The 25,860-nt window shown below is 35.3% G+C and carries 28 protein-coding genes and 1 other annotated feature; of the genes, 16 read left to right on the top strand and 12 right to left on the bottom strand.

The genetic code is table 11. The annotated features are described in order from the left end of the window. Positions 1-108 precede the first annotated feature (108 nt). A complete protein-coding gene (locus MKO96_RS18755) occupies positions 109-906 on the top strand; it encodes a hypothetical protein (protein WP_240588336.1) in 798 nt (265 codons plus the stop codon). Positions 907-962: 56 nt separating this feature from the next. Here the strand turns inward: MKO96_RS18755 and MKO96_RS18750 are convergent, their stop codons facing one another. Continuing rightward, entirely contained in the window at positions 963-1,577 is a 615-nt protein-coding gene (locus MKO96_RS18750) for a DedA family protein (RefSeq protein ID WP_046955638.1), read from the bottom strand. A 414-nt stretch (positions 1,578-1,991) separates the two neighbouring features. Between MKO96_RS18750 and MKO96_RS18745 the strand changes: the two genes are divergently transcribed. The 6 genes from MKO96_RS18745 to MKO96_RS18720 all read left to right on the top strand — a co-directional run bounded on the left by MKO96_RS18745 (position 1,992) and on the right by MKO96_RS18720 (position 6,747). Then, entirely contained in the window at positions 1,992-2,435 is a 444-nt protein-coding gene (locus MKO96_RS18745; protein WP_087982931.1) for a DUF3978 family protein, read from the top strand. A gap of 30 nt (positions 2,436-2,465) precedes the next feature. Continuing rightward, the gene (locus MKO96_RS18740; protein WP_000735052.1) at positions 2,466-2,927 is read left to right on the top strand and encodes a L,D-transpeptidase; all 462 of its coding nucleotides are present in this window, start codon (positions 2,466-2,468) and stop codon (positions 2,925-2,927) included. 364 nt (positions 2,928-3,291) lie between these two features. Further along, complete coding sequence (locus MKO96_RS18735; RefSeq protein WP_000148838.1) at positions 3,292-3,957, top strand: response regulator transcription factor; 666 nt, start codon at positions 3,292-3,294, stop codon at positions 3,955-3,957. Next, positions 3,935-5,377, top strand: coding sequence for a sensor histidine kinase (locus tag MKO96_RS18730; RefSeq protein ID WP_240588335.1), 1,443 nt, complete (start codon positions 3,935-3,937; stop codon positions 5,375-5,377). The genes MKO96_RS18735 and MKO96_RS18730 overlap by 23 nt, the downstream gene beginning before the upstream one ends. 140 nt (positions 5,378-5,517) lie before the next feature. Beyond that, the gene (locus tag MKO96_RS18725) at positions 5,518-6,420 is read left to right on the top strand and encodes an EamA family transporter (protein ID WP_240588334.1); all 903 of its coding nucleotides are present in this window, start codon (positions 5,518-5,520) and stop codon (positions 6,418-6,420) included. A gap of 72 nt (positions 6,421-6,492) precedes the next feature. Continuing rightward, entirely contained in the window at positions 6,493-6,747 is a 255-nt protein-coding gene (locus MKO96_RS18720) for a hypothetical protein (RefSeq protein WP_240588333.1), read from the top strand. A gap of 41 nt (positions 6,748-6,788) precedes the next feature. Here the strand turns inward: MKO96_RS18720 and metG are convergent, their stop codons facing one another. Next, the gene (metG, locus tag MKO96_RS18715) at positions 6,789-8,423 is read right to left on the bottom strand and encodes a methionine--tRNA ligase (protein WP_240588332.1); all 1,635 of its coding nucleotides are present in this window, start codon (positions 8,421-8,423) and stop codon (positions 6,789-6,791) included. A 51-nt stretch (positions 8,424-8,474) separates the two neighbouring features. Next, positions 8,475-8,745: a binding site (T-box leader), on the bottom strand. A 114-nt stretch (positions 8,746-8,859) separates the two neighbouring features. On the opposite strand from metG, the gene MKO96_RS18710 reads away from it, so the two are divergent. From MKO96_RS18710 to MKO96_RS18695, 4 genes are all read left to right on the top strand, one after another. After that, a complete protein-coding gene (locus tag MKO96_RS18710; RefSeq protein WP_240588331.1) occupies positions 8,860-9,678 on the top strand; it encodes a class I SAM-dependent methyltransferase in 819 nt (272 codons plus the stop codon). Positions 9,679-10,089: 411 nt separating this feature from the next. Further along, positions 10,090-11,784, top strand: a complete 1,695-nt coding sequence (locus tag MKO96_RS18705; RefSeq protein ID WP_240588330.1) for a methyl-accepting chemotaxis protein — start codon at positions 10,090-10,092, stop codon at positions 11,782-11,784. A 225-nt stretch (positions 11,785-12,009) separates the two neighbouring features. After that, entirely contained in the window at positions 12,010-13,701 is a 1,692-nt protein-coding gene (locus tag MKO96_RS18700) for a methyl-accepting chemotaxis protein (RefSeq protein WP_240588329.1), read from the top strand. A 117-nt stretch (positions 13,702-13,818) separates the two neighbouring features. Next, complete coding sequence (locus MKO96_RS18695; protein ID WP_000082523.1) at positions 13,819-14,136, top strand: metal-sulfur cluster assembly factor; 318 nt, start codon at positions 13,819-13,821, stop codon at positions 14,134-14,136. Between the two features lie 42 nt (positions 14,137-14,178). Here the strand turns inward: MKO96_RS18695 and nprB are convergent, their stop codons facing one another. The 7 genes from nprB to MKO96_RS18660 all read right to left on the bottom strand — a co-directional run bounded on the left by nprB (position 14,179) and on the right by MKO96_RS18660 (position 20,201). Beyond that, positions 14,179-15,828, bottom strand: coding sequence for a neutral protease NprB (gene nprB / locus MKO96_RS18690; protein WP_240588328.1), 1,650 nt, complete (start codon positions 15,826-15,828; stop codon positions 14,179-14,181). Positions 15,829-15,987: 159 nt separating this feature from the next. Beyond that, on the bottom strand, positions 15,988-16,683 hold the full coding sequence (locus MKO96_RS18685) for a pirin family protein (RefSeq protein WP_240588327.1): 696 nt from the start codon (positions 16,681-16,683) through the stop codon (positions 15,988-15,990). Between the two features lie 51 nt (positions 16,684-16,734). Next, entirely contained in the window at positions 16,735-17,145 is a 411-nt protein-coding gene (locus MKO96_RS18680; protein ID WP_000845460.1) for a MarR family winged helix-turn-helix transcriptional regulator, read from the bottom strand. Positions 17,146-17,257: 112 nt separating this feature from the next. After that, on the bottom strand, positions 17,258-17,692 hold the full coding sequence (locus tag MKO96_RS18675) for a DUF3920 family protein (RefSeq protein ID WP_240588326.1): 435 nt from the start codon (positions 17,690-17,692) through the stop codon (positions 17,258-17,260). Positions 17,693-17,829: 137 nt separating this feature from the next. Further along, positions 17,830-18,423, bottom strand: a complete 594-nt coding sequence (gene uptA, locus MKO96_RS18670; RefSeq protein WP_000900216.1) for an undecaprenyl phosphate transporter UptA — start codon at positions 18,421-18,423, stop codon at positions 17,830-17,832. Between the two features lie 80 nt (positions 18,424-18,503). Further along, on the bottom strand, positions 18,504-19,703 hold the full coding sequence (locus MKO96_RS18665) for a cation:proton antiporter (protein ID WP_000380223.1): 1,200 nt from the start codon (positions 19,701-19,703) through the stop codon (positions 18,504-18,506). Beyond that, a complete protein-coding gene (locus MKO96_RS18660) occupies positions 19,704-20,201 on the bottom strand; it encodes a cation:proton antiporter regulatory subunit (protein ID WP_087955043.1) in 498 nt (165 codons plus the stop codon). A gap of 409 nt (positions 20,202-20,610) precedes the next feature. Between MKO96_RS18660 and MKO96_RS18655 the strand changes: the two genes are divergently transcribed. The 3 genes from MKO96_RS18655 (at position 20,611) to MKO96_RS18645 (ending at position 23,574) form a co-directional block, all read left to right on the top strand. Further along, positions 20,611-22,044, top strand: a complete 1,434-nt coding sequence (locus MKO96_RS18655; RefSeq protein ID WP_088060095.1) for an alanine/glycine:cation symporter family protein — start codon at positions 20,611-20,613, stop codon at positions 22,042-22,044. 215 nt (positions 22,045-22,259) lie between these two features. Beyond that, positions 22,260-22,700: a Dps family protein gene (locus MKO96_RS18650; protein ID WP_001041897.1), complete on the top strand. Its 441-nt coding sequence runs from the start codon at positions 22,260-22,262 to the stop codon at positions 22,698-22,700. Between the two features lie 676 nt (positions 22,701-23,376). After that, the gene (locus tag MKO96_RS18645) at positions 23,377-23,574 is read left to right on the top strand and encodes a hypothetical protein (protein WP_063225591.1); all 198 of its coding nucleotides are present in this window, start codon (positions 23,377-23,379) and stop codon (positions 23,572-23,574) included. A gap of 17 nt (positions 23,575-23,591) precedes the next feature. Here the strand turns inward: MKO96_RS18645 and MKO96_RS18640 are convergent, their stop codons facing one another. Both MKO96_RS18640 and MKO96_RS18635 read right to left on the bottom strand, forming a co-directional pair. After that, positions 23,592-23,873 (bottom strand): hypothetical protein, encoded by a 282-nt coding sequence (locus tag MKO96_RS18640; protein WP_240588325.1) that lies wholly within the window; start codon positions 23,871-23,873, stop codon positions 23,592-23,594. Positions 23,874-23,991: 118 nt separating this feature from the next. Further along, a complete protein-coding gene (locus MKO96_RS18635; RefSeq protein ID WP_098189385.1) occupies positions 23,992-24,570 on the bottom strand; it encodes an LOG family protein in 579 nt (192 codons plus the stop codon). 73 nt (positions 24,571-24,643) lie between these two features. On the opposite strand from MKO96_RS18635, the gene MKO96_RS18630 reads away from it, so the two are divergent. Continuing rightward, a complete protein-coding gene (locus MKO96_RS18630; RefSeq protein ID WP_000355764.1) occupies positions 24,644-24,967 on the top strand; it encodes a MazG nucleotide pyrophosphohydrolase domain-containing protein in 324 nt (107 codons plus the stop codon). A gap of 53 nt (positions 24,968-25,020) precedes the next feature. Beyond that, positions 25,021-25,527 (top strand): ferritin, encoded by a 507-nt coding sequence (locus MKO96_RS18625; protein WP_046955624.1) that lies wholly within the window; start codon positions 25,021-25,023, stop codon positions 25,525-25,527. Between the two features lie 25 nt (positions 25,528-25,552). On the opposite strand, the gene MKO96_RS18620 is transcribed toward MKO96_RS18625, so the two are convergent. Next, a complete protein-coding gene (locus tag MKO96_RS18620) occupies positions 25,553-25,786 on the bottom strand; it encodes a hypothetical protein (RefSeq protein ID WP_240588324.1) in 234 nt (77 codons plus the stop codon). Positions 25,787-25,860 lie beyond the last annotated feature (74 nt).

Below are 25,860 nucleotides of genomic sequence, written 5' to 3'. Positions count from 1 at the left end.
TCAATTATAATTGTCATTACGACTATAATAATTGACAAAAATAAAGATGTATTATGATGAAAATAACTTATATAATGAATGTGAAATATTAAACAAAGGAGGTTCCATATGAAGAAAACATCTACCTTTTCTTACATTCTTACTAAGCTTACAGCAGCTTTATTATTATTATTATTATTACTTATTAGCACGCTTCTCTTAACAACTAGTCAACAAACATTATATAGTTTCTTAGCTGGATTACGAGAACTACTATATGTTCCCTTCGTTCCTATTCTTGCGGCATATGCAATTTTTTGTTCTATTTGCATCGATAAATTGAAATTAAAAACATATACAAGACTGAAGACATTATGCCTTTATATTTTTTGCGGCTATTTATTTTCTCTTCCATTCCTAATATTTAAAGAAGCTAGTCTAATACAGTTTTTGTTTCTCGGATCAATTGGAGCAGTGTGTTCTCTTTTTTTCTACTTATGTGCAGTTATAGTAACAAAACTTAAGTGGATACAATATGTCGTGCCAGGCATTATGCTTATTATATTTATCACAATCAACTTTATCGATCTAGAAAAGGTTGGAACATCAAAAGAACAATGGGTCGAAACAAAAACAGATAACTCTTTCGAAGCATCTTTTCAACATTTTAGTGGTGAACATAAAGTCCCAATTGAACTAAAACGAGGTGACATATTAGAATTCACTATTGAATCACGAACTGATAATTCGAATGGCTATATAGGGGACATAAAAATGGCTAGTGAATTTCAAGAGGAAGAAAATTATTTAGCTCCAGCTGGCCCTAATACGTACCATTTCGCAGCAATTAAGACCGGCACTTATTACATTATAGTTAGCGGAAATCAATTAAAAGGAAAGTTGAAAATCAATTGGAACGTAAAATAAAAAAGGCAGTGCTTTTGCACTGCCTTCCTAAATTTTGACATAGAATGGATTCCATATTAACTTGCGTTTTGTAACAATACTCGTTTTAACTGTTTGCGGAAACGAATGCCTAACGTAACTGCCACAATCACAATCACTCCAAAAATAATTTTACCGATATGACCTTCTAGCACTCCAAAGATGTCATGTAAGTTTCCACCTAACCAATAACCACCGATTAAGAAGAATGATACCCAAAATAGAGCACCTGAGTAAATTGTAATTGCAAAGCGACGGAATGGTAAGTTAATAATTCCTGCAAAGTATCCTGTAAAATGACGTACACCAGGAATAAAGAAACCGATAAAAATCAGGAAGTATCCATACTTATCAAACCACATTCTTGTTAAGTCAATTTTTCTTTGTGTTAAAAATACATATTTCCCATACTTTTGAATAAAGGGCATACCTAATTTATTTCCTAAAAAGTATTGAATTGTCATTCCTACACTTGTCCCAATAAAGGATAGGATAATTAAAATCGGTAAACTTAAATCGCCCTTCTGTGCTAAAAACCCCGCATATGCTAACGTCGGCTCTCCCGGAAACGGAAGTGCAATATATTCTAACAGCAAACCAACAAGTACAACATAGTACCCGTACTGCTGAAATAATTCATGAACCCATTCCATGTCATCTCTCCTTTCAATCACGTACAACTTCTTACTATTATTGTATAAAAAAATTGTCGAAATAACTATCACAATAGCTTACATTTTTATTACATTTTTGTAAGGCTCACACTAAGGTTTTCTGTTCTTTATTTGATGCTATCCATTATCATTTTAAAATGAACTAACAACTATATATCGTACGAATTAAAGGAATTAATATACATTTTTTATCCAGTTTTTAACACCTGAAAATCACCACATTTTGTTCTCAATAAAAAACCACTACAAACTCATACGAACTTCATATTAGCTTCATATATGTATTGTAAGATTATATCGGAATTTGTTGAAAAATTTAACTAATATATGACTAAGCATTAAATTGAATAAATATAAGTCGTTTTTCGAAATTGAAAAAAGGGTGAATAAGAAATGGAAGCTTATAAAATGCACGATTTTATTAATACAAATATTGAATCTCATCAAAATGAAACCGTTTTTAATTTACACATATGTGAAACAAGTGAATTTGACGTAAGTTTAACAAAATCTACTACACTATCTTTTATCGTTTCAAAAAAGAACATTAAGATTGTCACGAAAAAATGGACTAATTCAAATCAAGAAAGTATGATTGGCAAAAGTTATATCATTCCAACGAAAGCTTTCCACTACTTCTTACCAATTATTTCCGAAACTGAAGATGAGCTAAATATTCAAGTTCAAAGTTTTGGACTACATGGTGAACTTTTACTAAATGAAAGATTACTTATTGATAAAAACAACAAACAAAATCCAAAGATTACTACCTTCTTTGAAACATTAGATGAAAATGTAAATAAAGTATTACGAGGATTGCAAATTCATTGTATGTAAGACTATTACAATAGTAAAAAGGAGAATATAATGAAAAAACTATTATTAAGCGCACTATTATCATTAGGATTTTTAACTATTCCATTCACAAATGCTGAGGCAGCTACAACGAACGATCAACTGATTGTAAACACGCAGTTAAATAAAATGGATTATTATCAAAATGGAAAATTTATAAAGAGTTTTACTGTCGCTACTGGAAAAGCAGCTACTCCTACACCTAAAGGTACTTTTCAAATCGTAAATAAAATTAAAAATCGTCCTTATTATACAGGCAAAATTAAAGGCGGCGATCCACGTAATCCACTTGGTGACCGTTGGCTCGGACTAAACATGGCAGGAACTTACGGAACAACTTATGCGATTCATGGTACGAACAATAATCAGGCAATCGGCAAATGGACAACGCTAGGTTGTATTCGTATGTATAACAATGATATACACTGGTTATTTGAGCGTATTCCTCAGCAGGCTACTGTCACTGTAAAATAACCTAACAACACGATTTACGTGTAGCCAAGAATTTTATGTCTTGGCTTATTTTATTTCTTCATTTACAGTAGCAAAACAACTGTATTTACATATATAATAGGGATAGATTGTATTAAGTAACATCTAAACATTGATAAACATGGATATTAAAATTATACAGTTATAATGTTTTATAAATTTTACAATACATACTATAATAGAATTACTGTAATTCTTAAATATTCAGTTTCACTAAACAACTCCCCTTGCTACTTTCATGATTATTTTATGGCGGGGGCTTATTATATGTATAAACAATCTGAGTCATCGGAAAAATGATGAATTCGAATATTGCAGTAAAAAGCGTTATTTAGGAGGTGTTACTATGACGCATATACTGGTGATTGAAGACAACCCAGATATACAAGAACTAATCCGTGAATTTCTAATGGCACAAAACTTTACTGTTGATGTCGTTGGCGCTGGAACAGAAGGTATTCTTCTTTTCCAAAAAAATTCATACGATCTTGTCCTCCTTGATGTGATGTTACCAGATATAGATGGCTATAGTATTTGTAAAATTATGCGAGGACAGTCTGATGTACCGATTATTATGTTAACAGGCTTACATAATGAAGAAAGTGAAATTAAAGGATTTGAATTAGGTATTGATGACTATATTACAAAACCGTTCCATTACACCGTATTTATTAAACGTGTAGAAGCTGTATTAAGAAGGGCAGCAACGAAGGAAGCAGAAACTGCAACTATACTACAATTCCGTGAATTGATGTTAAATTCTACAGCATATGCCGCTTATGTTCATGGTAATCAAATTGAATTAACAACAAAGGAATTTGAAATTATTTATACTTTACTGCAAAATCGGGGAAAAGTATTATCAAGAAGTGATTTGCTGAATAAGGTATGGGGCTATGAACATTATGGTGATGTAAGAGTTATAGATACACATATTAAGAACTTAAGAAAAAAATTAGGAATTCCTTATATTAAAACGGTGAAAGGCATTGGCTACAAAATCGAATCGTAGTACAGACAACATCACCAAAAATATTTTCATCAAAACCTTATTATTTTGTATTCTTTTATCACTTTGTCTTTATCAAATTATTTATTTTCTAGCTTCAAACTACGATAAAGAACGTTTTGCAAAAGAAAATGGAGCGCTGTCTACAGAACAAGCGGATTCAGACAAACAAAACGACCAAAGTAAAACGAATCAAAGTAAGGCTGTTTCAGAGAGTAAGATTTCCAATTTCCAATCTTCTATTATAGATTATAAAGCACTCTCTACAGCCATAAATCACCTTTTGCAGCCTAGCCAAACTGTAAAAGCAAAAGAACATACCCAAAGTATTGCGGGGAAAAATAGCACTTCTGCTCCACTTACAGAAACGGAAAAGCAAGTCGCTACTAATGATGCCTTACATAAACAAAATGCAGCAAGTAAAACAAATGATGCACAGGATGATCCTAAATTAACAGATGCACTGCAGCAGTTAGCTCCTCATATTGGCGCGACAATGCTTGCATTATCTTTGCTCGGATCTTTAATTTATTCAAAACTAATTGCTAAACCTTTTCAATATATGAGTGATGCTTTAAAAGATATTATAAATCTTGATTTCTCAGATAAAAAGCTACTTAACAAAAATGCAGATCAAACCGATTTTAATTTACAAGTAGCTGCTTCACAAGTACCAAATATTGTGAAGAATTTACATGCAAGCAATCAAGATTTAAGAAATGAACTCAAAAAGGAACAACAGTTAGAACAATCTCGTAAAGAATTTATGTCTATGGTTTCCCATGAATTAAAGACACCAATCGCAGCCGTTATGGGACAACTAGATGGCATGATTCACGGAATTGGAGCTTATAAAGATAGAGATAAATATTTAAAACGTTCCTATGAAATGATGCAAGACATTAACATATTAACGGAAAAAATGTCGGAATTATCCAAAATACAAAACCCTCAATTTAAACCTGATTTAAAAGTTATCTCATTAACTAATATTATTGAGGATGTTATGAAGAAAGTAGATTACTTTGTATCTGTAAAACAATTAAATGTTCAATCGAACATTAAACAAGATGTACAGGTTTTAGCTGATCCTAAATTTATTCAAACTGCTATTTTTAACATTATTTCAAATGCAATTCATTACACAATTGACCATCAGCATGTCTATATAAAGCTTTATGAAAAACCAAACGGTTACGCATTAGAAGTATTAAATACAGGTTCACAAATAGATGAAGATAAACTTGCCCATTTATTTGAACCATTCTATCGCGCAAACCCTGACAAACATGGCTTAGTACAAGGTAGTGGTCTTGGGTTATACATTGTAAAACAAATACTAGATAAGCACCAGTTTCCTTATGGGATACAAAACACACCCCAAGGTGTAAAATGTTCTATTGTATTCCCGAAAGCAATGTAAAAAACTTACTACAATTTCATACCCCAAATTCATACTTCGTATGAATGGCGGAATTTTGTAGAGTATATTACTCTGTTTCGTTCGCCCGTTATCCTTATTTGGATAGCGGGCGTTTTTTATTATTTAAAAGGAGGATTTTCATGGAGAAATTTAAGTATTCATTACTTGTTTTATTCGGAGCTTGTAGCTACGGCGTACTTTCAACTATTTTCAAACTCGGATTCATTGATGGATTTTCAGCACATCAACTATTAGGGGGACAATATGTCTTCGGATGGATCGGGCTTCTTCTGCTCGTTCTTTTCGTTTCACGTCATAAAGTAACAAAAAAGCAATTCTTTTCCTTGCTAACAGTTGGCACAACAATGAGTATGACTGGTATCTTCTACGCTATTTCTGTAGAAGAACTACCAGCATCTATCGCTGTTGTCCTACTCTTCCAGTTCACATGGATTGGTGTCGTTATAGAAGCAATCGCTAATCGAACATTACCAAGCCGTGAGAAAGTTATATCTATCATTATTTTATTTACTGGAACATTGTTTGCAGGCGGTGTCTTTGAAGGTCTCGGACAAAACTTTTCCACGAAAGGTATTATCTTTGGTTTATTAGCCGCTGTCTCTTTTTCATTCTATGTTTTTGCAAGTGGGCGTGTTGCTACAGAAGTTCCGCCTTATACGAAAAGCTTTCTTATGACAACAAGCGCTACTCTTATCGTATGCCTATTCTTCCCGCCAACCTTTTTAACGGATGGTGCCCTGCAAGCCGGTCTTTGGAAATACGCATTCTTCCTCGGATTGTTCGGTGTTGTCGTACCTGTCATTTGTTTTTCAATTGGTGTACCGAAAGTAGGAACAGGACTTAGTACAATACTAGGGGCAGCTGAATTACCAACGGCCATTATCGCTTCTATTACACTTGTACATGAAGTCGTAACCTTCATGCAGTGGATTGGGATACTCTTTATACTACTTGGAATTTTTACTCCTCAGCTGCTTATGGCTAGGAAAGAAAAGAAACATAGTAGCGTACATAGTGCATGAAAATAGAAACTTTCATATAAATGTAAATACAGTTACAATGTGGTATAATTCCAAATCTATTTGGAGGTATAAATGACTATTTTAAGCGCAGCCTTTTTTGCCATTATGTGTATATTCTTCCTAATAAGATATATGAAAGAAAAGAAATTTTACGATGTGCTTATCATTCCCATTTGTATATATGCTGGGGCAGTCAAAACCCCTTTAGTAGAGTACTTAAACTTTAATACTACATTCAAAGTAATATATGATATTGCAGCTATTATTCTCGTAATCCTTGCCGTGCTTTTCTTCTTAAAGGATAAGAAAGAGAATCCTACTGCATAACAAAAGACCTTTCATTTACTTGAAAGGTCTTTTTCTCTATCTCACTTTACCGCTCCATATAGTTTCTCTACCTCACACTCAATTTGTTTTACATCAATTCGTTCAAATAGTGGCTGCACACTATCAATTCTATTCGGCAACGTATTTTGAGGCTCCCAATTTTGGTTCACAATCGATAATGTATTTCTAACTCTTTCACTTGAGAATGGTAAAAACGGTTCAAGGAGATTTGCAAAATTAGCGATAAGATACACACAGTTATAAATCGTTTCTTCGCATGAAACTGGATCATCTTCCCTTTGTTTCCAAGGCTGCCTCTCATCAAAGTATTTATTTGCAAAACGTACTGCATCAAATATTGTTTCTAGAGCCACTTTAAATTTAGTTTGCTCAATTGATTCTCCTACATTTATATATAATCCTTCTATTTTCTTTTTCAGCTCTTCATTAATAATTCCATTCGGTACAATGCCATCATAATACTTTTCAATAAACTTTAATGTCCGGTTCACAAAGTTTCCGTATGCACCTAACAATTCACTATTATGACTATAAATGAATTCACGCCATGAAAAATCAGTATCACGATTTTCTGGTGCATTGACTGTTAAAAAGTAACGAATGGAATCTGGATTGTAGCGTTCTAATATATCAGGCACCCATACTGCCCAGTTTTTACTTGTAGATAATTTTCTTTTTTCCACTGTTAAATATTCATTCGAAACGATATAACGAGGAATTGCTCCCTCTCCTATTCCAAGTAATACCGCTGGCCAAATGATGGAATGAAACGGAATATTATCCTTTCCGTGTACATAATATGTTTTCGCTTCTCTATCCCAAAACTCTTGATCATCTTTCCCTTTTTCTTCGGCCCAATGTTTACTCGCTGAATAATATCCTGTCACTGCTTCAATCCATACGTAAATTTTTTTATCTTCATACCCTTCTACTGGAATTGGTACCCCAATTGGTAAATCACGTGAGACAGCCCTATCTAGTAATCCTTCCTTAACATATCTCTCTGTTAGTTGAATCGCATTGTCACGCCATGTTCCTTCCTGTTTTGCGATTTCTACAGCCATTTTGATTTGCTCCTGAAATGTATGCAATGCGAAATAAAAATGCTCTGTTTCCTGCACGGACGGTGTACTACCACATAACTTACATTTCTTTTCTAACAAATCGAGTGGATCTAAAATAGCTGAACACGCATCGCATTGATCTCCTCTTGCTGCTTCATGGCAATGTGGACAAATGCCTTCTACATAACGATCAGGTAAAAACTGTGTACACGTTTCACAATACGCTTGTTCCACTGTTTTTTTATAAATATAGCCTTCTTCTAATAAACGTAAAAAGACATTTTGAACAGTTTCATGATGGTGCTCACTATCTGTACGTGTATAGCAATCATAAGTAAAACCAAGGCTACGAAAACATCGCTGGAACTCTTCATGATACTTATCAGCAATTTCCTTCGCCGTCACACCTTCTTGTTTTGCCCTAATTGCAATCGGTGTTCCATTACAGTCACTTCCCGAAACATACAACACATTCTCACCTTTTGCCCGGTAATAACGTGCTAAAATATCTCCAGGTAACAAACTCGCAATATGCCCAAGGTGTAACGAGCCATTTGCATACGGCCAAGCGCCTCCAATAAAAATACTCATCTTACATTCCTCCTTTTAAATATAAAAAAGCCCCACCCTTATCTTAAAAAAGATAAGGGCGGGGCTGTATAAACAGTCGCGGTACCACCTTATTTCGCCAATTACTCACATAATTAGCCTTAACAAGTACGGAGCTATATGCTCTTATACTGTGGTTTTGATAACGAGTACCAACTCTCGTCGCCGCCTACTATTATCATTTGATAAGTTCAGAACGAAGCTCAAAGGCCATTGTTCAAATGAATATTCTTGCTTCTTCTCAGCTACCGAAGCTCTCTGGAAAGAATGTGTTCATCCTACTTTTCCTTTTCAACGCTTTTACGTATAACAAGTATTGTACGACTTAATAACAGAAAAATCAAACTTTTATCCAGAAAGAAAAGGAAATCCCATCCCCCTGCCGAATAACTATACGTTCACAAAAGGAGTGATACGATTGAATCAAAAACAACTAAGCAAACGTAATGAAAAAAGCTGGAATGCAGCTGCTTATGAAGCTTGGACGAATCGCCACGGGGCACCAGCCGATTATGCAAAAAAACTTATGGAAGATCCCGTGCGCGAGGTAGATCACTATTTATCTTACATACAATCTTCAACAGGAAAATGTATTATTAACTTACTCGGGTCAAAAGGTAATAAAGCCGTTGCTCTCGCTCTTTTAGGAGCTGACGTAACAGTTGTTGATATTTCGGCAAGTAATGCAAAATATGCAAATGAACTTGCGGAAGCAGCAGGTGTCTCTATCCAGTATGTCGTTTCTGATGTATTAAATGTGCAGCTCTCCAAATCATTTGATATCGTATTACTGGAACTTGGTGTACTCCATTACTTTCTAGATTTAAAAGCGCTCTTTCAAAAAATTGCTACCTTGCTTAAAGGCGATGGAACGCTTATCCTTCGTGACTATCATCCTGTTTACACGAAATTATTAGGAGTAGACCACCCATCATTTCGGGCCAATGGAAATTATTTCGATGAAGAATTGATTGAAGATGATGTTGCTTATAGCATCCTTCTTACAGAAGCGCAGAAAGAAGCATTACCTAAAACAACCATCCGTCGCTGGACGCTAGGAGAAATTATTACAACACTTGCACAAGAACATTTTAAAGTTGAAAAACTAGTTGAAGAACACGGGTCTCATCAAAGGTGGGTCTTCCCTCCTACTGCACCGGAAGGAATTGAAGAACAAATACCAGGCCTATATACATTAATTGCGACAGCATGCAAAAAAGGATCCCTTCACGGATAGGATCCTTTTTGCATGCTCACGCATATAAGTTGAGGTTGGAGATTACCATAATTCTGTAGAATAGGACACAAGATATTTCAACATTTCGTCTCTGACTTACGTCGTCAAAAAGGGGTATGACCAACATAACGAAGAGTAATGTTACAGTTGATAGTGATAATCGTTATCAACTAATTAGAAGTATACATGATGTTATTTCAAATTACAATAGCATTTCTCATTTTTATTTATGAACTTTTTGATATACAAATGTATACATTTTAAGAACATTTACTCATATGAATCTGCCATCTTCCATTATCTGCTATAATTTTCATTGAACAGATTAATAACTTCATAATGATGTTTTTATTAATGTCGTTCTTAATATTTATAAATCATAATAAATAGTTTTTAAAGGCAGGGATAACGATGAAATATGTTAGTATTCGCAAAAAACTACTGTTCACACTCTTAAGCATTTCTTCTTTATTTAGTATTGCTCTTATTGTTATTCTTTCATTCGCTATGAACCAAGCAAGCGAAATTGAAACGTTAAAAAATGATGTATCAAAACGAGCAACGATTTTAAAAGAACGCGGTGATTGGTTCCAAGCACAAGTTGCTGGTTTACAAGAATATTTACTGTCACATGATCAAAAAGGATTGGATAAATTCAACCGAGAAGGAAAAAAACTAGCTGATACTAGAGAAAAAGTAACAAGTGATAAAAAACTTCCAGAAGGAATGAAAGAAGCCATTTTAATGGGAGGAAAATGGCGAAGCGTCATAGATAATGAAGTCCTCCCTCTTGCTAGCGAAGGAAAGTGGGACGAAGCATCCAAAATCGCTTTAGCTCAAACCGATTATGTAAACGACCTTTTAGGTAGATTTACCAAATATGCAAATGAAGAAAATGATAAACGTGACGCATTAATTGCTGACGTAGAGTCTTCTTCATCTCTTATTCAATATATTATTTTCTTCTCACTCATTACATGTACGTTAACATCTATTTTATTAGCATGGTGGTTCTCTGGTAAACTCGTTAAACCGATACGACAAATTGATGAGAAATTAAAAGAATTAGCTTCTCAAGATGGCGATTTAACTGCTAGATTGCACGTAACGAGTAAAGATGAAATTGGTGATATCGCCAATTCCTTTAATCAAATGCTCGCTAACTTACAACGTATCATAAAACAAGTGCAACAAACATCAACAAGTGTAAAAGAAGCGTCTGAAAATGTGTTTATCGAAACAACTACGTCTATGGAAAATACCGCAAAAACCGAAGAAACGATGAATGCTCTTGAGCATAATATTCGTTCACAAGTTTCCAGTATAGAAGAAAGTTCAACTGCAATGGATGATATGACAACGAGTGTTCAGCGTATTGCTGAATCTGCCTCTTCTGTTACTAGCCTAGCTGTTACAACTGCTGAAAAAGCAGATAGTGGGAATAAAGTCATTGAGAAATCTATTACACAAATGCATACCATTAACGAAGCTGTTAACGCTACATCACAAGTAGTAGAGCGACTCATTACACATACGAATCATATTGATACTGCACTTCAATCCATTTCTAATATCGCGGAACAAACAAATTTACTCGCTTTAAATGCTTCAATTGAAGCAGCTCGTGCTGGCGAACACGGAAAAGGATTCGCCGTTGTTGCCGATGAAGTACGAAAACTTGCTGAACAATCTCAACTAGCAGCAACTGACATTAACCATTTACTTCATCAAATTCAAGCTGACACAAAAATAGCAAATGAAATGATGACACAAGGTCAGTCAGAGGCTTCGGAAGGAATTACAGTCATTCGTACCGCTGGATCTTCATTCTCGGAAATTGTTAACCACATTAACAAAGTCTCTACACAAATGCAAGAAATGTCTGCAACTGCTGAAGAAATGGCCGCAAGTTCAGAAGAAATGAATGCTGCTTTAAATAACATCGCTTCTATTTCAAATGAAGTTGCCGCCGAAACATCACAAACAGCGACTTCGGCTGGTGACCAAGTAAACAAAATGAGTGTCGTTGCTAAAAAAGCTTCTGAAATGAAAACGACCGTACAAGAACTTGAAGTTCTCGTTTCCCATTTCAAAACAAACGTTTAAAGCGAAATTTTCATTTATACTTCTATGATATCCAAATTATTAAAAAGAGAGATTTACAGTCTCTCTTTTTTCACCTTAAAATATCTCTTTCTATCTCCCATTCCGTCTGCTATAATTCCTAAAGGAAAGAAGAAAGCTTTGTTCCAGATGGAGTAAAGCTTTCTTTCAATTTTTTAAATTTATTAATTCTAATACTAAGATTTCACAAAGGAGGCTTTTTATCATATGAATTTTATTAGCATTCGAAAAAAACTTATGTTCATGATGGGAACGATTTGTGCTTTATTTGGAATCGCCTTAGCTTTTATTTTATTTTTTGCTATTGACCAATCTCATAAAGCTGAAGCTTTACAAAAAGAAATTTCTCCCCTTGCAACAGAATTGAAAGAACGTGGAGACGCTTATCAGGTACAACTTTCTGCTTTAAGAGGTTATTTATTACAACATGATCAAGTCGAATTAGACAAGTTTAATGAGATGAGTAAACGTCTGGAGGATTCAAAAGATAAACTTCTTTCTAATCCAAATATTTCTCAATCCGTGAAAGATACAATGGAATCAGGATCGACTTGGAGAAAATTTATTGAAGAAAAAGTTTTCACTCTTGCAAAAGAACAAAAGTGGGAAGAGGCTCTACAAGTAGCTTATGCAGAAAATGGTGCCGTTTATAAAGTAATTGGTGACTTCACAAATTATAGTAATGAACAAGCCAAGTTACGTGACGAATCTATCAAAAAAATTGATCAATCTTCACTACAAATTGAATATGTTATCTTCTTATCACTTGTTATTTGTATTATCGTAGCTATCATTCTTGCATGGTGGTTCTCTGGTAAACTTGTAAAACCAATTCAACAAATTGATAATAAGCTAAAAGAATTATCATCTCAAGAAGGTGACTTAACAGCTCGCCTACAAGTAAATAGTAATGATGAAATTGGTGCAATCGCAACATCCTTTAATAAAATGTTAGAAAACCTACAACATATCATCAATCGTGTTCAAAAAACATCTGTAGAAGTACAAAATGCTTCTGAAAATATGCTAGAAAAGACAAATATATCACGCGAGGCAACAATAAAAGTTCAAAGCTCGATGTCTAGCTTAAATGCAAATATTCAATCGCAAGCCTCTAGTATGGAAGAAAGCTCAACTGCAATGGACGATATGACAGTAAGCGTTCAGCGTATTGCTGAATCTGCTGCATCTGTAACTGAACTTGCTGTAACTACATCTGAACAAGCTAACGATGGAAGTTCAGTTATTCAAAAATCCGTTTCACAAATGACAACGATTCACGACGCGGTAAATGCTACGTCAGAAGTGGTCGAACGTCTAATCACCCACACGAAATATATTGATACAGCTGTACAATCTATTTCTAATATCGCAGAACAAACAAACTTACTTGCTTTAAATGCATCTATTGAAGCAGCTCGTGCTGGCGAACAAGGAAAAGGTTTTGCTGTCGTAGCTGACGAAGTTCGAAAACTTGCTGAACAATCTAAAACAGCGGCAACAGATATTAACCAACTACTACATCAAATTCAACAAGACACCGAAACTGCGAGCTCTATGATGTCCCAAGGCCGTTCGGAAGCATTTGAAGGCATTCATGTCATTCGTGAAGCTGGCAACTCTTTCACAACGATTGTGGAACAAGTAAATAAAGTATCTACTCAAATGCAAGACATCTCAGCAACCGCTGAGGAAATGGCTGCAAGTGCTGAAGAAATGAACGCTTCACTGAATAACATCGCTTCTATTTCGACTGAAGTATCTAGTGAAACAGCGACAACAGCACAATCTGCTGAGAAAAAAGTCATTACGATGAATGAGATGACACAAACTGCTAAACAAATGAAACAAACAGTTGAAGAATTAGATCAACTCGTATCTCATTTCAAAACTGAATAGCTTTCAAAAAATATTCCTCTTTCAAGAGGAATATTTTTTTGAGCTCATTCCCTGCATATTATATATATATCCGTTATAATGAGAATCGATATCATTAATATGTAGGGGGTGCTACACATGTCACAACAAGCATTTGAAGAAAAGTTATATGCAAACTTAGAAGCTGTTATTGACCCTGAACTCGGTGTTGATATTGTTAATCTTGGATTAGTTTATGACGTTACAGCAGATGAAAATAATAATGCTGTCATTACGATGACGATGACTTCTATCGGTTGTCCAATGGCTGGGCAAATTGTATCAGACGTAAAAAAAGTATTATCAACGAACGTACCTGAAGTCAATGAAATAGAAGTAAATGTCGTTTGGAATCCGCCCTGGTCTAAAGAACGCATGTCACGTATGGCGAAAATCGCATTAGGTATTCGCGACTAAATAAAGAAAGACCTGACATCCTAGTCAGGTCTTTTTCTCTTATTATTTTACGCCTACTGCATCATAAGCTTTCGTTACAGCTTGTACAGCTTTAGAGTTTTTACCATATAAATCTTCAGCTGACTGCAGAGCAGCTTGACGCATCATCTTAAAGTCAGAGTTTGCAGTTAAATATTTCGTAAGAGCACGGTAATAAATTTTTTCTGTCGCTTCACGGCCTACTCCAGTTACTTTCACACCGTAATGCTCTCCACCATCAGATACTAAATATGCAGCTTTATTGTTAATACTACTGTTAATATGAACGCCGCCATTATCAGCTGTTCCAGTGTAGCGTTTATTGTAATGATCTGGGTAACCTTCACCTGGTTTTAATGGATTTGGAATAGATGCTGGATCTTTCAGAGAACGAAGTGCATCACCAGGTTTTCCAGGTGTATAAATGTCAGCACCTAAATCCCAGCTCTTCTTCTCAACCATGACACCCATAATATCAGATAACGATTCATTTAACGCACCTGACTCATTTTTATAAACAAGGTTTGCTGTATGTTCAGTTACAGCATGCGTTAATTCATGACCGATAACATCTAGTCCAGCAGATAATGGAATGAATGTTTTCCCATCACCATCACCATACATCATTTGCACACCATTCCAAGCTGCGTTATTCCAACTTTCTCCAACGTGAACAGTAGAAATAAGCTTCGCGCCTTTATCATCGAAAGAGTTACGATTAAATGTCTTTTTGTAGTAATCATATACTTTTCCTGCATTTACATGCGCATCAACCGCTGCTTTATCTTCGAAGAACTTAGATTTACTCTCAACTTCTTCTCCTGTGTATCCAAGCCATTGTGAGAATAAGTTAAACCAGTTCTCGTCCATATTTTCTGCATCAAATGTATGAACACCTTGTCCTCGTTTACCATCAAACAAGTTGAATTGTCCTGTTTTCGTATCTTGAGCAATTTCAAATGATTGTCTAGCACCTAATACTCCGTAACCAAATCCAGTAATGTTATCTACAGCATTATATTTCTCAATAACATTTCCATTTGTTGCATCAACAAAATAATGCCAATATCCTGGAGCTGGTTTTGAAATCGATGCCTTAACTAAATAGGCAAGATAGTAGTTTCCATCTTTTTCATACACAAATAAATCTTTTTTCACACCGTCATAATTCTTTACTTTACCAACTTCTTTTTCAATATCTGCCTTTGCAATCGTTTCTGCTTGTTCCGCACTAATGCTTGCAGACGCAGGAATATTTTTATCCTCTAAATTCGGAATAACTTGTCCGAAGAATGCTTTTACATTATTTTCTTTATCTAGTGTAACAGTTTGATCTGAACCATACACAGGAATGTTATTATGTTTCTCAACTAACTTCACGTGTGTTGTGCCAGATTCAGCATCTTTTTCTTCCCCAACGACATTGAAATGTTTATCAATATTTCCTGCTAATTTAAACATATCTTTCTTACTCTCTAAATACTGAAAGACTGTCTCTTTTTTATCTAGTCCTTCTGGTGCTTTCCATTCTTCACCTATGTATGCAGGCGTTTTAAATTCTTGATGATATTGAATTTTTTGTTCTTCCGCTTTGGTTGTCGTTGCTCCAAATGTTCCAAATCCCCCGGCGATAACAGTTAAGGCTAATGCTGATGAAATGACTTGCTTTTTCACTATAACATTCCCCATTCCCTAAAGATTTTTGACACTTTTATACAATTCTTATTTTCCGGGCTAATACCTTTTTCTAAATATTGAGAAAAATTTTTCTGACAATTCCACTCAAAAAAAGAGGACATCCTATTGGGTGTCCTCTTTTCCATAAACATTCGATTATTTTTTCAATTCGATTGCTAAATAGTGTGATCGTTCTTTCGCTTCAATATGAATATCCTCATCTATCGCTTCTGCTGCATCACGCATAACAAGCTTTTCACCATTTATTACACTACTTCCTTCAATTTGAACAAGATACAATTGACGGCCTTCTCGCACAGGAAAATGAATTTCTTTTCCGGCATCTAACGATAAAGAATATAAATTTGCATCTTGGTGAATACGAATTGGTGCCTCTCCGTCTACTGGAGATACCATATGGAACCATTCATTTTCACGCTTGCTCCAATCAAATGTAAACTCACCATAGTTTGGTTTATGCTCCGCACGATCTGGTAAAATCCAAATTTGTAATAAACGTAGTGTTTCATTTCCTAAATTATGCTCGCTATGAAATACACCTGTGCCAGCACTCATATATTGAACATGTCCTCGCTCAATTGTTCCGCGGTTCCCCATGCTATCCTCATGTGTTAAAGCACCATCTACAACGTACGAAATGATTTCCATATCGCGGTGCGGATGCATATCAAAACCAGTTTGCGGTGCTACTAGGTCATCATTAATTACACGCAATGCTCCAAAGTTCATGTTATTCGGGTTATAGTAATTCGCAAAGGAAAAATGAAAATGTGTATTTAACCAACCGTGATTTGCTCTTCCCATATTTTTATGATCAACTTTTCTAAACATATCCTTCACCTCATATTATCTCGAATTCAAGATTTATTTTAAAAATTTTTCTCACTGTAATTTTTTTAGTAATTGTAATAATTGATGTTGTTCTTCTACATTTAAATTTTGAAACTGCTCCGCTTGGAACGTTTCTTGAGGCGGGACGATTTCTTCATATAAAGCTTTTCCCTTTTCTGTTAACGAAATATATTTTGTAGTACCTTCTTGTTCACGATGAATCCACTCCAGCTGCTCCATTTTATTTAATAGCTGCGTGATATTTCCCTTCGTAACAAATAGTTTATTTCCGAGCTCTTGCTGCGTTAGACGATTATGTCCTCCAACTTGAGCTAGCACATCAAACTGAGCGGCAGATACATTCCATTCTTTCAAATGCTGATTCGTCTCACGAATACTTTTGTTATAAAAACGTGATAAACGAAACCATAATAGTAATCCGAGTCTATCTTCTGTCTTCATTCTATCACCTCGCTCATTTCATACCATTAGTTTAGAACTAAACTTTGTAAAAGTCAATCACTTACTTTTAGTAATTAACTAAGAAAGCACAGTGCCATTTCTCCACTATGCTTTACATTAACTTTCTATTTTTATATTCATCTAATTTCCTCTCCGCGAACTTCCTCGCATCTTTCTCAATCCATCTATCTTCGTACACTTCACTTCCAACATACAATACTTCTCTCTTATGCTGCATCGCATGACGAAACTCATGCAGTAGTGTTTTGAGCACTTGCTCATACTCTTCCCACATACAAACAAAAATTAATTGTTTTTCTTTATGGTAAAAACCACCTACTGGGAATAAGAATTCCTCTTCTTCTTCTCCTAATGATAGAAGCACATAATTCGCATCACACGTATCACAAAAAATAACTGGCGTTTTACATACTTCAATCAGTGAAAACAAATCATCTCTAAGCCTTTTGACATCCCAAGGAAGCTCCGAATCCAACACATACCAATTCTCAACTTGTTGATATACATTTTGAAACTGGAGTTCCATTTTTCTATAATCCCCTTCCCAAACTCCCTTTTCCTATATGTATGCCACAATATGTAAAATATTAAACCTACTCTTTCCTCTTTCAAAAAATGACAATAAAAAAAGAATCTATGTCAGCATAGATTCTTTTTACGTAATCACTTTTTTTTCATCACTTTTTTTAATACAAAGTAACCAATTGCACAAACAATAGCTGCAAGTGCAAAGTATTTCACATATGGCCCAGCTACTTTATTAATACTTTCCCACTCTGTTCCTAATTTAAAACCTAAATATACAAATACAATTGACCATGGAATAACAGCTAGTGTAGTTAGCGTAATAAACTTAGCATGTGACATTTTCGCAATACCCGCTGGTATCGAAATAGCATGACGTACAACAGGAATAAAACGTGCTGTAAAAATAACGCCAGTTCCGTAACGATTAAACCAATCTTCAGCATAATCAATATGTTTCTTTTGAATTAAAATATATTTTCCATATCGTTCAAGGACGGGTCTTCCTCCGTACCGACCGATCCAATAAATGAATAGTTGTGCAATTACACCACCAATTGTACCGAACGCGACAGCGCCCCAAAACGTAATGCTGCCTGTTGATACTAAATAACCTGCATAAGACAATACGATTTCACTCGGAATAACCTCTAACATCAACCCAAGCATAATTCCCCAATAACCAAGTCCTTCTAGAAAAACTAAAACGGAATGAATCAACTCTCCTAACATCATGTACCTCTCTTTACTGTTTTCATTGCAAAAAATAAAAGTACAAGCAGTAAATATCTTGTACTTTTATTTTTTTAAAATTAGTTAGTCTTCGTATCCCACTTAAAGATTTTATTTAAAAATTTATATACATTCTTTGACTCTTTCGTCAGAAGTGGACCTAAGATGGATAGTATAAGCACGTATAGTGCCGAGAATGGTTTCAAGACTGACATTAAACCACCAGCGATGCCGATATTGGCCATAATGATGGAGAATTCTCCTCTTGAAACAATTGTTAATCCAATATTTGTTGACGCTTTATGAGATAATCCAGCTTGTCGCCCTGCAATCATTCCTGCAACAAAGTTTCCGATGATTGTAAGAAGGACAGCACCTAACGTTAGCCATATCGCTCCGCCCAATGAGAACGGATCAATACTTAATCCAAAACTGAAGAAGAAAATAGCTCCGAAAAAGTCTCTAAATGGAACAACGAGATGTTCAATTCTGTCACTATGCTCTGTCTCAGAGAAAACTAATCCTAAAAGAAGTGCTCCAATTGCTTCAGCAACGTGAATTGTTTCCGAGAATCCTGCAATAAAGAATAACGAAGCAAATACTACAATAATGAATATTTCATCTGAACTAATATTGAGCAATTTATTTAATAAAGGCGTCGCCTTTCTAGCTACAATAAAGAATAGAAGCATGTATCCTAAAGCAATTCCAATTGAAGTAAGAGCACCTAGGAAGGAAGCATGATCTCCTAGAACTAAACCAGATACAACTGATAAATATACAGCAAGGAATATATCTTCAAACATAATAATTCCTAAAATTAATTCGGTTTCATTATTACCAGTTCTTCTTAAATCCACTAACACTTTAGCAACGATAGCACTAGAAGAAATCGTAATAATACCCGCAATAATTAAGATTTCTAGTAAAGGGAATCCCATTATAAACCCGTATAATAATCCAAGTGAAAAGTTAATTAAAATATAGATTGTTCCGCCAATCGCGATGGAACGTCCAGATTTTATTAGTTTTTTCATCGAAAACTCTAGTCCTAGGTAGAACAGAAGGAACAGAACGCCAATCCGTCCAAGGAAGGAAATTACACTCGCACTTTCAATAAATTTGAGATCGATAACACCTATTGTCGGTGCATGCGGTCCTACTAACATTCCAAGAACAATTAGAAAAGGAATTACTGAGAATTTAAACTTTCCAGCAATTACCGCCGCAATTGCTACTAAAACTAAAGCTGTACCAACTTCAAAAATTAACGTATCCATCTAGTCAGTCCCCCTATTCGAAAGTAACTCATTAATAATTTTTTTAATTTCTTCTCTCTCACCTGAAACTACAAGCATATCGCCTTCTTCAATTACCGTTTCTGGTCCTGGATTGAATAGCTTTTTCATATTCTTTTTCATAACTGCAATAATCGTTACGCTATATGTTTTTCTTATTTCAAGGTTGCCAATTGTTTTTCCGATTGCCGGAGCTGCATTCTCCACTTTAAACCACTCAATTGCTAAACCTTCAAAGACCATTTCAACATTTTCTAATGCTCTAGGTTTGTATACCATTCCACCTAATATTGCTGCAATTTGTCTCGCCTCTGAGTCACGTAATGAAATACTTGAGATACTTTCTTCATGATCTGAATCAAAATGATACATTTCTCTACGCCCATCATCATGAATGACAATCACCATCTTTTCGTTACCTTTCGTAACGATTTGAAACTTATAACCAATACCCGGAAGTTCACTTTCTCTAATATTCATATTTAGCTCCTCCATAACTTCTTTATTTTAATTTTCTGTTTTTCTGTCTTTTGTTCATCCAATCAATTTTAGAAATTCTAACCATTCAGGATACCTATGACTTGGAAATCTTTTATTGTAATAATAAGTGGCTCCTAAAAAGATACTTAAAGATGTAATGATAAAAAATATATTACTTCTCATTTTCAAACTCTTAAGACTTATATTCAATAAAGATTCTTCTTTCAAATTATCCCCTCTTTCTCGTTTTAAATTTAGTTTTTTAAAATGTAAATAATTCTAAAAATATTACGATGTAACATAATCATAACACAAAATATGTTTATGTAACATAATTTTTTAGAAAAATTGATTCTCGTATATTTTTTGCATATAATTTTCTTATTACGGAAAAAAGGAAGTGTATTATATGGTTGATATCTTTAGCAGATTCCTTGAGGTAACGAATAATATTTTATGGTCATATATTCTTATTGCAATGCTAATCGGCTTCGGTCTTTATTTCTCTTTCAAATTAAAATTCGTCCAAATTACTCATTTCGGTGAGATGGTCAGTTTAATTAGTAAAGGGTTTAATCGAAAAGAAAAAAAGAAAGATAGCATCTCTCCATTCCAAGCATTTTGCTTAAGTGCAGCGGCACGTATCGGTATCGGAAACTTAGCTGGTGTAGCATTAGCCATTTCAATGGGTGGACCCGGCGCAATATTTTGGATGTGGTTTATCGCTATCCTTGGAGCAGCTACTAGTTTCGTAGAATGTACGCTCGCGCAAATTTATAAAGTAAAAGATGGAAGCAGGTTCCGTGGTGGACCAGCATATTACATGGAAAAAGGATTAAACAAACGCTGGATGGGTGTTTGGTTTTCACTTCTTATTACAGTTGCGTACGGATTAATTTTCAATTCTGTACAAGCAAATACAGTAACAATAGCGTTTGAAAATGCTTTTGGACTAGAGCGAACGATCGTAGGAGCTCTATTAGCTTTATTAGTTGCAGTTATTATTTTTGGTGGTATCAAGAGCATTTCACGTATTACAGAAATGATTGTCCCTCCAATGGCGATCATTTATATCGGTGTGGCTATTTTTGTCGTAATTAACAACTTCAATATGTTACCAAGCATTTTTACAGAAATATTTAACAGCGCATTTGGTTTAGACCAAGCTATCGCTGGTGGTATTGGAGCAGCAATCAAATTCGGAATTCAGCGCGGTTTATTCGCGACAGAAGCAGGTATGGGTAGCTCCCCTAACGCAGCAGCAACATCAGATGTATCTCACCCTGTAAAACAAGGACTTGTTCAAGCATTAGGTGTTTTCGTAGATACATTCTTAGTATGTACATCAACAGCATTTATCGTATTATGTTCTGGACTTTACAAAGGATCGAATTTAGAAGGTATTGAATTAACACAACGAGCATTAAGTTCACAAATTGGACCGTGGGCAAGCACTTTCTTAGCGATTATTATTTTCCTATTCGCTTTCAGTTCTTTACTAGGAAACTACTATTATGGTGAAACAAACATCGCATTCATTAAAGAAAGCAAAACATGGTTACTGATTTATCGTGTTGCAGTTGTCGGAATGGTGTTCTTCGGATCTATCGCTGCCCTTCAAACAGTTTGGAGTTTAGCTGATTTCTTTATGGGACTAATGGTATTCACAAACTTAATTGCCATCTCATTCCTTAGCAAGTTTGCATACGCAGCTTTAGTAGACTATATAAAGCAAAAGAAACAAGGAAAAGATCCTGTCTTCGTTGCAAGTTCTATCCCTGGCTTACAGAATACAGAGTGCTGGGATGGACAGGATATAGAAGAGAAGCAAAAGGCTGTATAACAATTAAAAGCGAAAGCGGCTCGTTTAGAACAAGAGCTATATATCAAAATAAAAATCCCTATTACTCCACAGTAATAGGGATTTTTATTTATAACAGTTCATAATTTGTTCAAATTAATTCCAGCAAAAGGGTTGATTTATACGAATTACTAGATTATAATAATTATAAATTAGTAATTGATATCACATAACAACTCAAAAGGAGATTGATCATAATGAACAAACAAGTAATCGAAGTATTAAACAAACAAGTAGCAGACTGGAGCGTTTTATTCACAAAATTACACAACTTCCATTGGTACGTAAAAGGACCTCAATTCTTTACATTACACGAGAAATTCGAAGAACTTTACACAGAATCAGCTACTCACATCGACGAAATTGCAGAACGTATTTTAGCAATTGGCGGCAAACCAGTAGCAACAATGAAAGAATACTTAGAACTATCTTCTATTCAAGAAGCAGCATACGGAGAAACTGCAGAAGGAATGGTTGAAGCAATCATGAAAGACTACGAAATGATGCTAGTCGAACTGAAAAAAGGCATGGAAATCGCTCAAAACTCTGATGACGAAATGACATCTGACCTACTACTAGGCATCTACACAGAACTAGAAAAACACGCTTGGATGCTACGTGCGTTCTTGAATCAATAATATATTTAAAAGCGGAGGTGGCTTGCTCAGAATGTGAGGGGGATGGAGCTTTTGACGTAGAGGCGCTCTTTGCCTCGCAGGAAGAAGCGAAGCCATCGAACATTCTAGCCACCGGAGCTGGATATTATGTTAAAGCGGAAGCGGCTCGTTCAGAATCGCAGGACATTGGAGCTCTCGACCTTGAAGCGCTTTTTGCTTCGAGCGAGAGAGCGAAATGACCGGAGATTCTAGCCGCTGGAGCTGGATATCACTTAAAGCGGAAGCGGCTCGTTCAGAATCGCAGGACATTGGAGCTCTCGACCTTGAAGCGCTTTTTGCTTCGAGCGAGAGAGCGAAATGACCGGAGATTCTAGCCGCTGGAGCTGGATATCACTTAAAGCGGAAGCGGCTTGTTTAGAGTCGCTTTTTTCTATGGGGTTGTCGCACGTGCTGATACATGAAATTATACCAACGATTTTTCAAATATATTGACGATAACTCAAAATATATCAACGATTTTTTCATTATATCGACTTACCGACAAAACACGACAATATTAGCACCCCTTCCCCCTACTTTCATCAATATATTACAATCCCTTTTATGTTAAAATATAGGTAACACCCTTTAGTAAAATAGATCCAAAAAAGCTTTTCCATATTCATCATTTACTACTTAAATGGCGGGAGTGGTTCAGTTGAAAGACTACTTAATTAGAGCATTTTTTGCGTTAATAACAGTTGGGATTCTCTTACTTATAGCTAACATTTTCAATATACGTATCGAGGTGAAAGACTATGCTTTCCTCGTTGTTGTAGCAATCGGTGGCGGCTGGGGTGGCTGGTACCTGTATAAAAAACAAAGTAATCAAAATGATAAAGGCATTCCAAAGTAATATGGAATGCCTTCTTTTTATTGCCGTCTATAATAAATAATAAAATTCAAACCGCTAATACAACCAATCGCAATAAACATATTAGAACTATGCACATCTCCGGCTAGATTATACTTATCAACGATAAAGCCAATTATAAAGAGTGTTATCGCCGAAACACCAATACACAATATTGAAATAAACCAAAGCGAAAACTCATTAATTAGCTCTTTCTTCTGTGTTGAAACAATTAGCATAACAAGAATAGATGCTGCTAATATACTTTTAAAAACAGGACGTAAATACACAAACTCCTCCATCTATTTCTCCCCTCAAAAAAACATTACATCTAAACATTAACATATTTAACTAAATTAAAAACACATGCCTTTTCAAAGTAAAATGACATGTGTTTCCAAAAATATCTATAAAATTGTATTATGATAGCTGCTTCCACTTCGTTCCTAAAACAGGACGCTCGTAATTTTGTATCTTGTGAATGAGTGCATCTGCTGTCTCAGCAGCAACTATTAACTCTTTATTTGATGGGTTCATAAACCCTTCTTCCGCTGCACGTTCGACCATTTGCAAAATTGGCCCATAAAAGCCTTTTATGTTCAATAAACCAACCGGCTTATTATGTATACCAATTTGTGACCAACATACTACTTCAAATAGCTCTTCAAACGTTCCGTATCCGCCTGGTAATGCAATAAAAGCATCCGCAAGCTCTGCCATTTTCGCTTTACGTTCGTGCATCGTTTCTACTTCAATTAATTCTGTTAGCCCTGTATGAACAATTTCTCCTCGAAATAGACCGCGTGGCATAACACCTGTTACACGTCCGCCTAAGCGAAGAACTTCGTTTGCCACTTCTCCCATTAATCCTACGCAAGAACCACCGTATACAAGCTCATAATCGTTCTCAACAAACATTTTTCCTAACGCTATTGCCTGCTCTTTAAATTCTGGTCTCTCCCCTAAGTTGGAACCTGCAAACACACAAATCTTTCTCATTCCTACACCCCGAAACTATATATTGTTATGATACAATGAACATTGTACAACATATTGAAGGGATGAGGAAGAAATGGATATCGTCGCATTTCAAAGATGGGTGGAGGAATTTTACGAAAAACGAAGCTGGTCACAGTATAATTCCTTTATTCGCTTAAATTTCTTAACAGAGGAAGTTGGAGAAGTTTCACGCGTTGTTCGTGCAATCGAAATTGGCCGTGATCGTCCTGACGAAAAAGTGAAAACAGAAGAAGAACTAAAACAAGAGTTAAAAGAAGAACTTGGTGATGTACTATCTAATCTTATTATTCTTTCACAAAAATATGATTTAGATTTACAAGACATTATGGAGGCACACGTCACAAAGCTTTCGAAAAGGTTCGAAGTATCCAAATGAGAATATTATCAATTATGGTATAATGTTCTTGTCAAAATACTAAGGGGGATTTTATGTTATCTAAAAAATTGCACGACGCATTAAACGATCAAATGAACTTTGAATTTTACTCTGCCCACGCCTATATGGCAATGGCTGCTTACTGTACAGCTGAGAGCTATGATGGATTCGCTAACTTTTTCCTTGTACAAGCTGAAGAAGAACGTTTCCACGCAATGAAGCTTTACAACTACATTAATGACCGCGGTGAGCGCGCTATTATTACTGGATTTGATAATCCAAATAACAAATACGAATCTGTACTGAACGCTTTTGAAGTGGCACTTGAGCACGAGCGTGAAGTAACGAAGCGTATTTACAACTTATCTGATATCGCTTGGGATGAGCGTGAGCATGCAACAATTACATTCTTAAAATGGTTCGTCGATGAGCAAGTAGAAGAAGAATCTTCATTCGATAGCATCATCCAAAAATTAAAACGTATTACAAGCGATTCAAACGCACTATTTATGCTAGATGCTGAATTAGAGAAACGTACATTTACGCCTCCAGCTGAGTAGTATTCCAATCACCTTAATGAATGTATTAAGGTGATTTTTTTATTTCTTCTCTAACCTGAATAACCCCCGCCACATCCTTCTTATAAAGCTCTGAAACCTTTTCAACAAAGTCACTATGAGTAAACGTCCCATCTCCTACCCCTACTATACTTAAATACCCATGTATAAATTTCAAAAACGCTCTAGCATCTTCTCCAGTTAATTGATCAATGTTCTCTATAATCTCATCAAACTCCCTTAAACTATCTCGTTCTTTCACCCTAATCACCCCTCTCTATATTATTTATCATACCAAAATAAAAAAGTCGCTCATCCCTCTAGGCGAGAGATAAA

Source organism: Bacillus sp. ES1-5 (assembly GCF_022487605.1).
Lineage (GTDB): Bacteria > Bacillota > Bacilli > Bacillales > Bacillaceae_G > Bacillus_A > Bacillus_A wiedmannii.
The sequence above is the reverse complement of the archived record's forward strand: the minus strand, read 5'-3'. Positions and strand labels throughout refer to the sequence as shown.